This is a genomic window from Corynebacterium senegalense, from assembly GCF_900411315.1.
Classification (GTDB): domain Bacteria; phylum Actinomycetota; class Actinomycetes; order Mycobacteriales; family Mycobacteriaceae; genus Corynebacterium; species Corynebacterium senegalense.
The window spans coordinates 1179280-1193934 of sequence record NZ_LS990887.1 but is presented as its reverse complement, the minus strand read 5'-3'; the positions used below and the strand labels follow the sequence as shown (position 1 = coordinate 1193934).

Below are 14655 nucleotides of genomic sequence, written 5' to 3'. Positions count from 1 at the left end.
GACGGGGACGCTGGGGGCGCAATGCTACATGCCGAAGGATGGTTTGATGGTGGTCTCCCACGCCTTTCGAATGTCCTCGCGCCACATCGGCCACGAGTGGGTGCCGGTGTTGCGGAACTCGTAGTGCGCCGGGATGTTCAGCTTCTCCAGCTTCGCGCGCAGGTCGTGCGAGCACTGGTTGATGGCCGCCTCGATGGCGCCGCCCTCAACCTGCAGCTGAGCCGCGCCGATCGACGCCGCCGGGGCCGGGGCGCCCTGGCCCATCAGGTAGCCCACCATGTCCGTCTCGGAGGCCAGGCCGGTGCCGGTGGAGACGTAGAGCGCGGTGCCGCGCAGCTGCTCCGCGTTGGCCAGGGCGTCGTTGTACCCGTTGTACTCGCCGCCCATCGGGCCCCACATCATCTCGGGGGTGACGGTGCGGAAGTCGCCCGTGCCGGAGGCGCGGTTGACCGTCAGGCGCGCGTAGTTGAAGGCCTGCGGGGAGGCGGTGGCGGCGCAGCCGGAGAAGGACGCGGCCGACTTGTAGAAGCCCGGCTTGTGCGTCGGCAGCACGAGAGAGGAGGTGCCGGACATGGAGAAGCCCACGATGGAGCGGCGCTCGTCTGCCTTCAGGGTGCGCTCCATCGGCCCGGGCAGCTCCTCGGTGAGGAAGGTCTCCCACTTCTGCGGGCCGTTGATGTAGAGGGACTGGACGTCCTCGCGGACCCAGTCGGTGTAGTAGGAGAAGGCGCCGGCCTGCGGGATGACCACGTTGACGCCCTTGCCCTCGAAGAAGTCGCGGGTGCCGAAGCGGCTCAGCCAGTCCGCGTCCTGCTCGGCGCCGCCCGCACCGTTGAGCAGGTAGATGATCGGGGCGTTGTCGACACGCCGGCCCTCCAAGTCGGTGGCCGGGATCACGGCGACGGGGACGTCGCGGTTCATGGAGGGGGAGAAGACCTTGTAGGACAGCACACGCTGGCCGTCGACCTGCTCGGCCCAGCTCTGCGGCTTGTCGGAGCCGACGACCTTCGGCGGCTCAGAGTTGGCGTCCCACTCCTTGACGGTGCCCTCCTGGGCGGAGACCGTCGCCGGGGTGAGGCCGAGGGCGAGGGTGAGGGCCGCGGCCGCAGCCACTACCGAACGCTTGATGCTCATATGAGGGCACATCCTTTGTGTAGGTGGTCGTAAGGAGATTCCAATCAGAGATGGATCCGACGGAGTCAATGTAGCCGAAATGGGCGCCGAACACGACCCCGTACACCCTCATTATTGTGACCTGCGTGGGAATTGTTACTAGCGACGTGGGAGTAGCTGTGTAACAATTGGCCCGCCGCCAGCGAAATGCCAGCTGTAAGCAGAGTCGCCCGCGCCCCGGCGCCCGGCCAGCTCACCTTCACAGGACAATGACAGAAAAGGACCCGGACATGAGCCCCATCGAATTCATCCAGCTGCAGATCAACGAAGTCCTCGGCCAGCTCATTCACGCTGGATCCTCGACGTCCTCCCAGATCGCCCTCGGCCTGGGCCTCATCTAAGCCCCCGCGGCCGCCCGGACGAGGCGGCCGCGCGCAGAAAGAACGTATAAAAATCGCCCCCGCGGGGGCGATTTTTAGTTGCGCTTCCACTTCGGGCCGAGCTCCTCGGAGGTCCTGCCCGTCAGTGCCGGGCCGATGACGGAGACCCAGGACTCGGAGAGGTCATCGAGCCAGTAGGGCCAGGAGTGCGTGCCGGTGTTGCGGAACTTGAAGGTGGCGGCAATACCCTTGCTGTTCAGCTTGGCGCGCAGGTCGTGGGTGCAGGCGTTCGTCATGCCCTCGATGACGCCGCCCTCGATCTGCAGGGTCTGTGCGTTCGCGGAGGTCTGCTGCGGATTCGCTTCCTTGCCCAGGAAGTAGCCGATCATGTCGGTCTCGCCCGCCAAGCCGGAGCCGTTCGTGATGGAGAGCGCGGTGCCGGCCAGGTTCTCGACGGTGACCAGGGCGTCGTTGTAGCGGTTGTAATCGGAGCCAAGCGGACCCCACACCTGCTTGCCGTGGTAGTACGAGTTCTTCGTCGGGACCTCGAGCCAGTCGACGTAGTAGGAGAACGCGCCCTCCATCGGGATGACGAGGTTGATGTCCTGCCTGCGGAAGGTCGATTCCACCCGGCCAAGCGCCTTGGCCACCCAGTCCGTGTTCTGCTCGGAGCCGCCGGCACCGTTGAGCAGGTAGACGGTCGGGGTGCCCGGGATGCGGTTGTTCTGCCCGTCCTCGGCCCAGCGCACGGCGACGGGGATGTCGCGCTCCATGGACGGGGAGTACACCTTCAGGGCCTCCCACTGGCCTTTGTGGTCGGCGTCCGTGACCATTCCGTACCATTCCTGGCTCTTGCCCTGGTAGTCGAGGGGCGCCGCGGCGAGCGGCTGGGGCGCGCCGGCGGCAACCCCGGCTGCCACGAGCGAGGGCATGTTCCGCTGCTCTTCGGGGGTGTTGGCGCTGTTCTTCTCGGCGTCCTTGATGATCTCCGATTGCAGAGCCTTCACCTCGTCCGCAGCCGTGTTGGCGGGAGCCTCCAGCGCGGGGGCGCCCTCCCCGGCCTTTTCCTCGGCGGGCTGCGGGGCGTCCTGGGCGCCCTCGAGCTCCGGTGCGTCGGGCTCGGCGGCGTCCACGTTGGTTTCGTCGGCGGTGGGGACGATCTCGGCCGCGGGGAAGGAAACCTCGGACTCGCCCAGGGGGGGTGGCGGCGAGGGCGGGGCGGTGGATCTTCACGGGGTCGTGCTCGCTTTTCTCGGGGACTCCTGCGGGGAGTGCGCGTGGAGCGGGCTTTCCACTGGAATATCTCGCCAGAATGCCGGGATATTACAGGGTAATTTTCAGAAACCGCGTCCGCCGGGGGTCTCTTGCCCGGCCTCCACTGTCACCGCGGCGCGTGCGCACGTATCCTTGTCAGCGTGAGTAATGAACATTATGACGTTGTTGTACTCGGCGCGGGCCCCGGTGGCTACGTCGCCGCCATCCGCGCTGCACAGTTGGGCAAGAAGGTCGCCGTAATCGAGAAGAAGTACTGGGGCGGTGTGTGCCTGAACGTGGGCTGCATCCCCTCCAAGTCTCTTATCAAGAACGCCGAGGTCGCGAGCATCTTCAACCACGATGCCAAGACCTTCGGCATCAAGGGTGAGGTGGAGTTCGTTTACGCGGACGCCCACAAGCGCTCCCGCGGCGTCTCCGACAAGATCGTCGGCGGCGTTCACTACCTGATGAAGAAGAACAAGATCACCGAGATCCACGGCCTCGGCTCCTTCACGGACGCCAAGACCATCGAGATCACCGACGGCGACGACAAGGGCAAGGTTGTCACCTTCGACGACTGCATCATCGCCACCGGCTCCGTCGTGCGCACCCTGCCGGGCATCGAGCTGTCGGAGAACGTCGTCTCCTACGAGGAGCAGATCCTCAACCCCGAGGCCCCGAAGAAGATGGTGATCGTGGGCGCCGGCGCGATCGGCATGGAGTTCGCCTACGTGCTGTCGAACTACGGCGTCGACGTCACCGTCGTCGAGTACATGGACCGCGTCCTGCCGAACGAGGACAAGGACGTGTCGAAGGAGATCGCGAAGGCCTACAAGAAGCTCGGCGTGAAGCTCATGACCGGCCACGCCACCACCGCCGTGCGCGACGACGGCGACTCCGTCGAGGTTGACGTGCAGAAGAACGGCGCGGACAAGACCGAGACGCTCACCGTCGACCGCGTCATGATCTCCGTCGGCTTCGCCCCGCGCACCGAGGGCTACGGCCTGGAGAACACCGGCGTCGAGCTCACCGAGCGCGGCGCGATCGCCATCGACGACCACATGCGCACCAACGTCAAGGGCATCTACGCCATCGGCGACGTCACCGCGAAGCTGCAGCTCGCCCACGTCGCCGAGGCCCAGGGTGTCATCGCTGCCGAGGTCATCGCCGGCGCGGAGACCATGCTCATCGAGGACTACATGATGACCCCGCGCGCGACCTTCTGTAACCCGCAGGTCGCCTCCATGGGTTACACCGAGGAGCAGGCCCGCAAGAAGTGGCCGGACCGCGAGATCAAGGTCTCCTCCTTCCCCTACTCGGCGAACGGCAAGGCCGTCGGCCTGGCGGAGACGCAGGGTTTCGCCAAGATCGTGGCGGACGCCGAGTTCGGCGAGATCCTCGGCGCGCACCTCGTGGGCGCCAACGTCTCCGAGCTGCTGCCCGAGATCACCCTGGCCCAGCGCTTCGACCTCACCGCCGGTGAGATCTCGCGCAACATCCACATCCACCCGACGCTGTCCGAGGCCCTCAAGGAGGCCGCGCACGGCATCGAGGGCCACATGATCAACCTTTAGGCATTCGCTTCACGACGCCAAAAAGGAGCTCACCGGTTCGGTGAGCTCCTTTCGTGCGTTGTCGGGGGCGGTTAGCTGCCGGAGACCGCGGACGCGAGGGCGTCGAGGCTGGTCTCGAGGAAGTCATCGTCGAACTTCTCGGACATGGCGCGGACGTTGTCCAGGCCGATCTCGGAGCGGTCGTAGGTCAGGGTGACGCGGGTGTGGTCGGCGTCGACAGGCTCGAGCTCGTAGAGCCACTTCGCGCCCACGTTCACGCCGGCGGTGGTGTTCTCCTGGTTCTGCCAGCCGATGACCTTGTTCTCCTGGAGGGCGAAGACCTCGTTGCGGGTCTGGTAGTCGCCGTCCTCCTTCGTCATGTTCATGGTGAAGGTGTCGCCCACGGCCTTCAGGCGCTCCGCCTGGTCGGCGGAGACCACCATGCCGGAGTTGTCGGTCTCGGCGTGGCGCTGCGGGTTGGACAGCAGGTCGAAGATGGTGTCGGCGGAGGCGTCGATTACTCGGGTTGCGGAATTGGTGTCAGTCATGGCACCCAGTGTAGGGAAAATCCCGCGCTCAGTACGGGGCGATCGCGGTGGTGTGGGGATCGACCTGGATGCCGTGCTGGATGGAGGGGAAGGCGCGCTGGGGGCAGTGCTCGCGCGGGCACACCCTGCAGCCCGCGCCGATGGGGGTGGCCTGGGAGATGTCGTCGAGGGGCAGTCCGCGGGCGTAGATGGTGCGCTCGGCGTGGCGGGTCTCGCAGCCGAGGCCGATGGCGAAGAGCTTCTCCGTCTCGTTGAACTGGAAGCGGTGGTGGCGCACGGTGCGGGCGACCCACAGGTAGGTCCGCCCGTCCGGCATCATCGCGTGCTGGCGCACGGACTCGCCGGGCCGGGCGAAGGACTCGTAGATGCCCCACAGCGGGCACGTGCCGCCGGAGGTGGAGAAGTGGTAGCCGGTGGCGGACTGGCGCTTGGAGATGTTGCCCGCCCGGTCGACACGCACGAACGTGAAGGGCACGCCCCGCTTGTTGGCGCGCTGGAGGGTGGACAGCCGCGAGGCGACCGTCTCGTAGCCCACGCCGAAGACGTGGCACAGGTAGTCCACGTCGTAACCGTTGCGCTCGGACTCGGAGTGCATGAGCGTGTACGGCAGGAGGGTGGCGGCGGCGAAGTAGCTCGCGATGCCGCGCCGGGCCAGGTTGGCGGAGGTCTCGGAGGAGAAGGGCTCGGCGGCGACGTGGGCGTCGATAAGCGAGCCCGCCTCGAGGTAGCCGAGCTCGGAGGCGATGCGGAAGGCGCGCTGGCCCGAGGACAGGATGGGGGAGAGCTCGAGGACCCCGCTGGCCACGTCGAGGTGGTGCAGGACCCCCTGCTCGGAGGGGCGGGTGCGCACCTCGATCCCGTGATCGCGGGTGATGCGCCGCGTCAGCTCCCTCTCCGTGGCGTGGATGCCGAAGCGCTCCACCCCGATCTCCTCCGCCAGGGTCTCGGCGGAGTGGTCGAGGTCGTCGAGGTAGTTCTGCCGCGAGTAGAAGAAGTCGCGGACCTCGTCGTGCGGCATGGCGAGGCTCTCAGCGGATGAGACGCGCGAATCCGTCGCGAGGGTGAGCTTGTCGCGGGCGTTGCTGTAGCGCCGGTGCATCTCCACCACCGTCCGCGCGACCGTGGGGTGGCGGTAGACCAGCTCGGACAGCTCCTGCAGCTCGATGTGCGGGGTGCCCAGCTCCTGATCCTCGACCACGTCCTTGAGCTCGGCGAGCAGGCGCGAGTCGTCGTCCCGGGAGAAGAAGGTTGCGTCGACCCCGAAGGCCTCGGTGATGCGCTTGAGCACGGGGACGGTCAAGGGACGCACGTCGTGCTCGATCTGGTTGACGTAGGAGGCCGACAGCTCGAGAGTGGCCGCCAGCGACGCCTGGCTCAGGTTGCGCTCGCGCCGCAGCTGGCGCAACCGGGAACCCACGTAAGTCTTGGCCATGAGCATTATCTAACCATTGATCTCCGACCCGGGCCGCCGAAGTGTGAAGAGATGCGAACGACCTTCACAGACATGCCTTCAAGTGCGGGTGGAGGGTTAGGGCCGCCTAACAGTCGAAAGTTTGACACCCTTTGGGGTGTGGGGCGGGGCCTCCGCTACACCCGGCCCACAATGGTGGCAAAGGTCACAACTCCGTGGCGCGTCCGGCACCGGGCCGCGGCGGCCCGATCCGAAACGGCTGGGAGGGGGCTCGAAACGGCCTGGGGGTGGGGCGATCGCCCCGGCGGAGGGTGCGCCGGAGGCGGTCGAGGCCGGGGAAACGCGGGGTGGGGCGTCGAAAAGCGCGGGCGTTGAATATGTGAACGTCCGGCGCATTTCGTAGAGTGTTAACGACACTGGAGGTGCCATGACTGTTCAAAACGCAGATCGTGACGCAATTCGTCACGGAAAAATTACCGAAAAGCCGCTGCGCGAGCGGCCGTCCTTCCCCACCTGGGCCCTGAAACTCACCATGGCCGTGACCGGCCTGATTTTCGGCCTGTTCGTTCTCGGCCACATGGTCGGAAACCTCAAGATCTTCATGCCGCTGCACGCCAACGGCGTCGCGCCCATCGACGACTACGGCGCGTTCCTGCGGACCATGGGTGAGCCGCTGTTCCCGTACAGCTCGATCCTGTGGATTATCCGCATCGTCCTGCTCGTCGCGCTGGCGCTGCACATTTATGGCGCTTTCGCGCTGAAGGCCCGCTCCTCGCGCTCCCGCGGCAAGTTCCGCCGCACCAACCTCATGGGCGGCTGGCAGTCCACCGCGACGCGCTGGATGCTCGTCACCGGCATCATCCTGCTGCTGTTCCTGCTCTTCCACCTGCTCGACCTGACCTTCGGCCAGGTCGTCGCCTCCGACGAGTTCGTCCACGGGGCCGTGCGCAACAACCTGCTCGCCACCTTCGCCCCGAGCCGCTGGTGGGTCGCGCTGGTCTACATCATCGCCAACCTGGCGCTGCTGCTGCACCTGACCCACGGCATCTACCTCGCCGTCTCCGACCTCGGTTGGCTGGGCAAGCGTGGCCACGCGATCATGGTCATCCTCGCCTACATCCTCCCGGCGATCGTCGTGCTCGGCAACATCATCATGCCGCTGGCAATCATGCTCGGCTGGGTCCCCGGTTTCACTCGGTAACGGCTGATTAGGAGAACACACACATGACTACGTCTATTAACCCCCAGGGTTCCGGCGCCACCTCGCAGCCGACCGCCACCGCTGCGGGCACCACCGCCGCCGGCGCGCAGGCGGAGTTCCGCCAGCCCGCGTCCGTGATCGAGGGTGTCACCCCGGGCCTGATCCTGGACAACGCCGAACCGAACCGCCACGAGGTTCGCATGAAGGACATGTGGGAGTACCAGAAGGACCACATGAACCTGGTCTCCCCGCTGAACCGCCGCAAGTTCACGGTCCTCGTTGTCGGCACCGGCCTCTCCGGCGGCGCCGCAGCGGCCGCCCTCGGCGAGCTGGGCTACAACGTCAAGGCCTTCACCTACCACGACGCCCCGCGCCGCGCGCACTCCATCGCCGCGCAGGGCGGCGTGAACTCCGCCCGCGGCAAGAAGGTGGACAACGACGGCGCCTACCGCCACGTCAAGGACACCGTCAAGGGCGGCGACTACCGCTGCCGCGAGTCCGACTGCTGGCGCCTCGCCGTCGAGTCCGTCCGCGTCATCGACCACATGAACGCCATCGGCGCCCCCTTCGCCCGCGAGTACGGCGGCACCCTGGCCACCCGCTCCTTCGGCGGCGTGCAGGTCTCCCGCACGTACTACACCCGCGGCCAAACGGGCCAGCAGCTGCAGCTGTCCACCGCCTCGGCCCTGCAGCGCCAGATCCACCTCGGCAACGTGGAGATCTTCACCCACCATGACCTGATGGACCTGATCATCACCGAGAAGGACGGGAAGAAGCACTGCAACGGCATTGTCACCCGTAACCTCATCACCGGTGAGATCACCCCGTTCACCGGCCACGCCGTGATCCTGGCCACCGGCGGCTACGGCAACGTCTACCACAAGACCACCCTGGCGAAGAACTCCAACTCCTCCGCCATGATGCGCGCCTACGAGCGCGGTGCCTACCTGGCCTCCCCCTGCTTCATCCAGTTCCACCCGACCGGCCTGCCGGTCAACGCGAAGTGGCAGGCGAAGACCACCCTCATGTCCGAGTCGCTGCGTAACGACGGCCGCATCTGGACCCCCAAGGAAAAGGGCGACGACCGCGACCCGAACACCATCCCCGAGGAGGAGCGCGACTACTTCCTGGAGCGCCGCTACCCGGCCTTCGGCAACCTCGTGCCCCGCGACGTGGCCTCCCGCGCCATCTCCCAGCAGCTCAACGCCGGTTACGGCGTCGGCCCGCTGCACAACTCGGCCTACCTCGACTTCTCCGACGCCATCGAGCGCCTCGGCGAGAACGTCATCCGCGAGCGTTACTCCAACCTCTTCGAGATGTACGAGGACTCCACCGGCGAGGACCCCTACAAGTCTCCGATGCGCATCGCGCCGACCGTCCACTTCACCATGGGCGGCCTGTGGACCGACTTCAACGAGATGACCTCCATCGACGGCCTCTTCGCCGCCGGTGAGTGCTCCTGGACCTACCACGGCGCGAACCGCCTGGGCGCCAACTCGCTGCTCTCGGCCTCCGTGGACGGCTGGTTCACCCTCCCGTTCACCATCCCGAACTACCTGGCCAACCACCTCGGCGAGGAAGCCCCGGCGACCGACTCCCCGGAGGCGCTGGAGGCTGTCCAGCGCACCCAGGACATGATCGAGCGCCTCATGAGCGTGCGCGGCCCCGAGCCGCACGGCCCGGAGTACTTCCACGAGCAGCTCGGCGACATCCTCTACGAGCACTGCGGCGTCTCCCGCTCCGTCGAGGGCCTGCAGGAGGGCCTGCGCAAGATCCGCGCCCTGCGCGAGGACTTCTGGGCCAACATCTCCATCCCGGGCACCCCGAACGACATGAACCAGACGCTCGAGGCCGCGATCCGCCTCGTCGACTACATCAACCTCGGCGAGCTCATGTGCGTGGACGCCCTTGACCGCGACGAGTCCTGCGGCGCCCACTACCGCCTCGACCACCTCACCGAGGACGGCGAGGCCGAGCGTGATGACGAGAAATGGTGCTTCGTCTCCGCCTGGGAGCCGGCCGGCGAGGGCGAGTTCATCCGCCACGCCGAGCCCCTGCACTTCGATTCGATCCCTCTGATGGCAAGGAACTACAAGTAATGAAGCTGACACTTGAGATCTGGCGTCAGGCCGGACCCGATACTGAAGGTAGCTACGAAACGGTCCAGGTCGACGACGCTGTCGAGCAGATGTCCATCCTGGAGCTGCTGGACCACGTGAACAACAAGTACGTCGAGGCGGGCAAGGAGCCCTTCACCTTCGCCTCCGACTGCCGCGAGGGCATCTGCGGCACCTGCGGCGTGACCGTCAACGGCCGCCCGCACGGCGCCGGCCAGAACACCACGGCCTGCCTCCAGCGCCTGGTGAACTACAAGGACGGCGACACCCTGAAGATCGAGCCGTTCCGCTCGGGCGCCTTCCCGGTGATCAAGGACCTCGCCGTCGACCGCTCCGCGCTTGACCGCGTCATGCAGCAGGGCGGCTACGTCTCCGTCGCCGCCGGCACGGCCCCGGATGCCGACACCCTGCACGTCAACCACCACGACGCCGAGCTCGCGCTCGACTACGCGGCCTGCATCGGCTGCGGTGCCTGCGTGGCGGCGTGCCCGAACGGCGCGGCCCACCTGTTCACCGGTGCGAAGCTGAAGCACCTCAAGCTCCTCCCGCTGGGCAAGCAGGAGCGCGGCAAGCGCGCCCGCCAGATGGTGGACGAGCTGGAGACCAACTTCGGCCACTGCTCCCTGTTCGGCGAGTGCGCGGACGTCTGCCCGGCGGGCATCCCGCTGGACGCCGTCGGCGCGATCAACGCCGAGCGCGCCCGCGCGGCCTTCCGAGGAAACGACAACTAAACGGCGAACCCGGGTGCCGTATACTGTGGCTGTCACAGGTCACGGGTAGAACGTGCACCTACAGTGCACGGCGGCGGCACAGGTCACGACCCGGCCACCGCGCGACGCCCGGGCCTTCCCCCCACCTTTTCGAGGCAAACAAAGGAAACGAGCGACATGGCTTACTCCCACGACTCCGTAGCGGACATTCGCAGTGAGTCTTTCCCGGACTACGAGGCACGCATCGAAGATGCCTACATCGAGGGCTACGACCCGGCTTCCCTGGGCGCGCCCCACTCCTCCCTCCACACGCGCAAGCTGTGGTTCGGCCTCGGCCTGATTCTCGCCGCGCTGTTCGGCATCGGGCTGTCCGTGTGGGGCGCGGCGGCTCACATCTGGGGCACCGGCACCCAGATCGACCTGAGCAACCGTCTGCTCGTCCTCGGCCTCATCGAGGTGGCTGTCACCCTTACCCTCGGGTTCGTGCTCATCGCCTCCTCCCGCAAGGGCTACAAGGAGTACCGCAAGCGCACCGGCCGCGTGAACTAGCGTGAGCTAAGCTGGCACCTCCACGACGAACTCCCCGCCACTGCGCCGGCAGCGGCGGGGAGTTCGCGCGTTCCCGGGCGGCGTGCTGCTTTAATCGAGGGCATGTCTACTCAAGCTTTCGGCCTGCCCGCCCCCACCAACGAGGCGGAGCGGCGGGCGACCCTGCGCCGCCACAAGGTGTTCGTCACGAGCCTTCTGGGCGTCATGGCGGCGATCTTCCTGTCGTGCTCGTGGTGGCAGTCCCACGGCGCGGCCCCGGCGTGGGTGGGCTACGTTCGGGCCGCCGCCGAGGCCGGCATGGTCGGCGGGTTGGCCGACTGGTTCGCGGTGACGGCGCTGTTCCGCCGCCCGATGGGCCTGCCCATCCCGCACACCGCGATCATCCCGCGGAAGAAGGACCAGGTGGCGGACGCGCTCAGCGAGTTCGTCAGTGAGAACTTCCTCAACGCCCAGACCATCACGGAGAAAGTCGCGGCGGCGGACGTGCCGCGCAGGGTGGGGCAGTGGTTGACGGTGCCGGGCAACGCGGAGGCGGTCTCGCAGCGGGCGGGTTCGTTCATCCAGCGGGCGGTGGCGGGCATTGACCCGGAGGAGGCGGAGCGGTTCATCCAGTCGCAGGTGGTGAGCCGGGCGGCGGAGCCCGAGTGGGGGCCGCCGCTGGGGCGCGCGCTCGAGGGGCTGATCGCCGACGGCAAGGTGGAGCCGCTTGTCGACGACACGATCGCGTGGGGGCGTCGAAAAGTGGGCGAAATGGAAGACGCGGTGATCACCATGATCGACGAGCGGATGCCGCGCTGGGCCCCGCGCTTCGCCAAGGAGCTGGTGGGGGAGAAGGTCTACCGCGAGATGGTGGACTTCATGGCGGAGGTTGACACGGACCCGGAGCACGAGGCGCGCCGTGCGATCCGCCGCCAGATCTCGCAGTTCGCGCGCGACCTGCAGCACGACCCGGCGATGATCGCCCGGGTGGAGTCGGTCAAGGCCGACGTGCTGGGCTCGGAAGCGCTGGCGAACCTGTCCGGGGGGATCTGGCAGCAGGTGGCGAACTCGCTGGCCGACGCGGCCGCCGACCCGGACTCGCCGCTGCGGCGCAAGATCACCTCGCTGTGCCTGGAGTGGGGCGGCAAGCTGGTGGAGGACCCGGACGTGCGGGCCGCCGCGGAGCGCAATCTGGAGCGGGTGACCCACTTCGTCGCGGAGAACGGCGCGGGCGAGATCGTCGGCATTATCTCCGAGACGATCCAGCGTTGGGATGGCGAGGAGGCGAGCGAGAAGATCGAGCTCATGGTGGGCAAGGACCTGCAGTTCATCAGGCTCAACGGCACGATCGTGGGTGCGCTGGCGGGTCTGGCTATCTACACTGTGTCCCAGATACTTTTTTTCTAGAAAACTGAGCAAGCAACTGCCAACGAACAAAGGAATGGGACGATGACCTCCGATTACACCCCGCACAACGACGTCACCGGCAACTTCGACGAGAACGCCGCGGACGCGCCCAAGGCCGATTTCCACGACGAGGGCGGCTCGCTGATGGACAGCCTGAAGAGCGCCGGCGAGGCCTGGCTGCTCGCGGGTTCCGCCCTGGGCAACGTGGTGAGCCACTTTGCGCAGAACTTCCGCGAGGACCGCTCCCCGGAGGCCCCGCAGGGCGCGCACGCGCTCGGCGACACCGCGGATTCCCACGACACCCTGACGGAACAGTTCAAGGCGGCGATCAACAACGCCCGCTCCTCCTTCAACTCCGCGGACAACGACCGCGATTTCCGCGCCGCCGCGTCCTCCTTCGCCACCGACGCGGAGGGGATCCTGCGCGACCTAACCGGCTCGCTCTCCCGCGCCGGCGACGCGACCGTGAAGTCCCCGCACACCGAGGACGCCAAGGCCGCCTTCGGCGACGCGCTCTCCGAGGTGCGCGAGGCCTTCAACCAGGCGGTCGCCGGGGTGCGCAACAGGGCCGAGGAATCCGACATCGACGCCGAGGGCACCGTCAACGACCTGCGCTCGCGCCTCGAGGGGCTGATCGGGAAGGTGACCGAGCAGTTCGACAAGCCGAAGGCGCAGGACGCCAACGGCGACGTCGTCGACGGTGAGGTTGTCGCGGAGGACGACAAGTAGAATTTCTCCGCAGTACCCGAAGCGGAGAAAGCTCGAAGCGGAGATAGAAAGAGAAACGCGTGATTGACTTTGCCTCCATGGGGACGGTGGGAACCATCCTCAGCCTCCCCGTGCTGCTGCGCAGCGTCCTGTTCATCCTCGTCGGCATCGCCGGCGTCGTCGGCGCGGTCCTCGCGGCGACGACGAGGGAGGACGCCTTCGAGGCGGGGAACCGGCAGAGCAAGTGGGTGTGGGTGGCCATCCTCGTCGGCTCGGCGATCGCCTGCCTGCTGCCCCTGCCCTTCGTCTCGTGGTTCGGGGCGGTGGCCATCGGCATCTACTACTTCGACGTCCGCCCGCAGCTCAGCGGCATCATCCGCGGCAGCTACGGGTGGTAGTTCGGGCCGGGGCGATGGATGACCTGCAGTGGCTGGCCACCCGGACGGGCGTGTCTCTCCTGGGTGGCCAGCCCCCTTTTGACGTGTCCCCGGAACGGTTCGGGGCGGGCGTCGTCGTCGAGCCGACGCACGTCGCCGCGGCGAGACGGCTCGGCGTGCCCGTCATCGCGGTGGTCGGCTGGCCGACGGGGCGCCACCACAGCGTGATCAAGGCGGCGGAGGCGCGGCTCGCGGCGGAGAGCGGGGCGGCGGAGGTGTGGCTCGCGGTGGACCCGGGGCTCGACGAGAACGCAGCGCTTGCCGACGTCATCGCGGTGCACCAGGCCATTTCCCCCGAGACCCGGTTCGGGGTGATCCACTCGGGCGGTGCCGCACTGGCCGCTGCGGCGGAGCGCTCGGGGGCCGAGGTGCTCGCGGTGCCCTCCGGGGTGGACCTAACCGGCACCCGGGCCGAGGTGGCGGCCTACGGCGTGGAGGGCGGCGAGGACGCGGTCGTGGCCGCGCTGGAAGCGGGGGCCAGCAGGGTCTTCCTTACCCCACCCGCGCCGCGCCCGGCTGTGCGCCCGTAGCGGACAGCTCCTCCATGTCGACGTTCTCGCCCTCCACGGTGACGCGCAGCGCCCCGTCGACAACGGTGAACTCCGTGACGCGCATCTCGGAGTTTACTGCGTCCTCGACGCCCTGCTGGAGGGCTGAGGTGATGCCGCGGGTGACGGTGTCGGGCAGCTGGAAGCCGAACAGCTCGGTGGAGGCGGCCTCGAAGGTGAGCGAGTCGTTGACCATGGCGGGGCGCAGGTCGATCGCCGCGGCGCCGTCGCTGACCTCCACGGTGAAGGTTCCGGTCTCGGGGTGGGAGGCCACCCCGGAGACGGTGAGCAGGCCGTCGAGGAAGGAGGCGCCGCCGCCCTGGATGCTGCTGGAGAGCTGCTCCTGGAGGATGGCGCGGACGTAATCGTCGGGCAGGTCCGTGGTCATGCGCAGCCGGCCGGCCACCTGGCGGCCGTCGGCGACCGAGAGGTTGTCCACCGAGATGTCCGCGCCGGGCTGGCCGGTGTAGGTCTCGCCCTGGGCGACCAGGGTCGAGGGGGTGGTCATGGCGACGTGGGGGACGACCCCGCGAAGCAGCCCGAGGGTCAGGGGGCTGGGCCCGAAGGACACCTTGGCCTCGTCGGCCTGCTCGGCGGAGATGGTTTCCGGGTTCTGCGCAGCCATGTCGGAGCGGATCTGGCCGGCCATGAAGGCGCGCAGCCCGAACTCCGCCACGAGGAGGAGGACGAGCAGCGCCGCGAGGACGGAGACGGTGACTTTCCAGGCTGTTTTCATGGGG

14 protein-coding genes are annotated in these 14655 nt (G+C 67.6%); 9 read left to right on the top strand and 5 right to left on the bottom strand.

What is annotated here, in order from left to right; genetic code table 11:
- Nucleotides 1–24 precede the first annotated feature (24 nt).
- Together DYZ02_RS05855 and DYZ02_RS05850 are read right to left on the bottom strand one after the other, a co-directional pair.
- Nucleotides 25–1134, bottom strand: a complete 1110-nt coding sequence (locus DYZ02_RS05855; protein ID WP_181896902.1) for an alpha/beta hydrolase — start codon at nucleotides 1132–1134, stop codon at nucleotides 25–27.
- A gap of 454 nt (nucleotides 1135–1588) precedes the next feature.
- On the bottom strand, nucleotides 1589–2626 hold the full coding sequence (locus tag DYZ02_RS05850) for an alpha/beta hydrolase (protein WP_115685406.1): 1038 nt from the start codon (nucleotides 2624–2626) through the stop codon (nucleotides 1589–1591).
- A 282-nt stretch (nucleotides 2627–2908) separates the two neighbouring features.
- Here DYZ02_RS05850 and lpdA point away from each other — a divergent pair, with 282 nt between their 5' ends.
- Nucleotides 2909–4321, top strand: coding sequence for a dihydrolipoyl dehydrogenase (gene lpdA, locus DYZ02_RS05845; RefSeq protein WP_181896901.1), 1413 nt, complete (start codon nucleotides 2909–2911; stop codon nucleotides 4319–4321).
- A gap of 71 nt (nucleotides 4322–4392) precedes the next feature.
- On the opposite strand, the gene DYZ02_RS05840 is transcribed toward lpdA, so the two are convergent.
- Both DYZ02_RS05840 and ramB read right to left on the bottom strand, forming a co-directional pair.
- Entirely contained in the window at nucleotides 4393–4848 is a 456-nt protein-coding gene (locus tag DYZ02_RS05840) for an SRPBCC family protein (RefSeq protein WP_115685405.1), read from the bottom strand.
- Between the two features lie 28 nt (nucleotides 4849–4876).
- Nucleotides 4877–6280 carry an acetate metabolism transcriptional regulator RamB gene (gene ramB, locus DYZ02_RS05835; protein ID WP_115686391.1) on the bottom strand — a complete coding sequence of 468 codons (1404 nt, stop codon included), beginning with the start codon at nucleotides 6278–6280 and terminating at the stop codon, nucleotides 4877–4879.
- 406 nt (nucleotides 6281–6686) lie between these two features.
- Here ramB and DYZ02_RS05830 point away from each other — a divergent pair, with 406 nt between their 5' ends.
- From DYZ02_RS05830 to DYZ02_RS05795, 8 genes are all read left to right on the top strand, one after another.
- Nucleotides 6687–7460 carry a succinate dehydrogenase cytochrome b subunit gene (locus tag DYZ02_RS05830; RefSeq protein ID WP_115685404.1) on the top strand — a complete coding sequence of 258 codons (774 nt, stop codon included), beginning with the start codon at nucleotides 6687–6689 and terminating at the stop codon, nucleotides 7458–7460.
- Between the two features lie 23 nt (nucleotides 7461–7483).
- Nucleotides 7484–9559: a fumarate reductase/succinate dehydrogenase flavoprotein subunit gene (locus DYZ02_RS05825; protein ID WP_245945676.1), complete on the top strand. Its 2076-nt coding sequence runs from the start codon at nucleotides 7484–7486 to the stop codon at nucleotides 9557–9559.
- Complete coding sequence (locus tag DYZ02_RS05820; protein WP_115685403.1) at nucleotides 9559–10308, top strand: succinate dehydrogenase/fumarate reductase iron-sulfur subunit; 750 nt, start codon at nucleotides 9559–9561, stop codon at nucleotides 10306–10308. Before DYZ02_RS05825 ends, DYZ02_RS05820 begins: the two co-directional genes overlap by 1 nt.
- A 156-nt stretch (nucleotides 10309–10464) precedes the next feature.
- Nucleotides 10465–10836: a hypothetical protein gene (locus DYZ02_RS05815; protein WP_115685402.1), complete on the top strand. Its 372-nt coding sequence runs from the start codon at nucleotides 10465–10467 to the stop codon at nucleotides 10834–10836.
- Nucleotides 10837–10938: 102 nt separating this feature from the next.
- Entirely contained in the window at nucleotides 10939–12222 is a 1284-nt protein-coding gene (locus DYZ02_RS05810) for a DUF445 domain-containing protein (protein ID WP_115685401.1), read from the top strand.
- Between the two features lie 42 nt (nucleotides 12223–12264).
- The gene (locus DYZ02_RS05805; protein WP_115685400.1) at nucleotides 12265–12951 is read left to right on the top strand and encodes a CGLAU_01105 family protein; all 687 of its coding nucleotides are present in this window, start codon (nucleotides 12265–12267) and stop codon (nucleotides 12949–12951) included.
- A 77-nt stretch (nucleotides 12952–13028) separates the two neighbouring features.
- Nucleotides 13029–13328: a DUF2516 family protein gene (locus DYZ02_RS05800; RefSeq protein WP_115686389.1), complete on the top strand. Its 300-nt coding sequence runs from the start codon at nucleotides 13029–13031 to the stop codon at nucleotides 13326–13328.
- 14 nt (nucleotides 13329–13342) lie between these two features.
- Nucleotides 13343–13897, top strand: coding sequence for a hypothetical protein (locus DYZ02_RS05795; RefSeq protein ID WP_115685399.1), 555 nt, complete (start codon nucleotides 13343–13345; stop codon nucleotides 13895–13897).
- On the opposite strand, the gene DYZ02_RS05790 is transcribed toward DYZ02_RS05795, so the two are convergent.
- On the bottom strand, nucleotides 13860–14651 hold the full coding sequence (locus DYZ02_RS05790) for an LmeA family phospholipid-binding protein (protein WP_181896900.1): 792 nt from the start codon (nucleotides 14649–14651) through the stop codon (nucleotides 13860–13862). The two genes, DYZ02_RS05795 and DYZ02_RS05790, sit on opposite strands and share 38 nt — an antisense overlap.
- Nucleotides 14652–14655 lie beyond the last annotated feature (4 nt).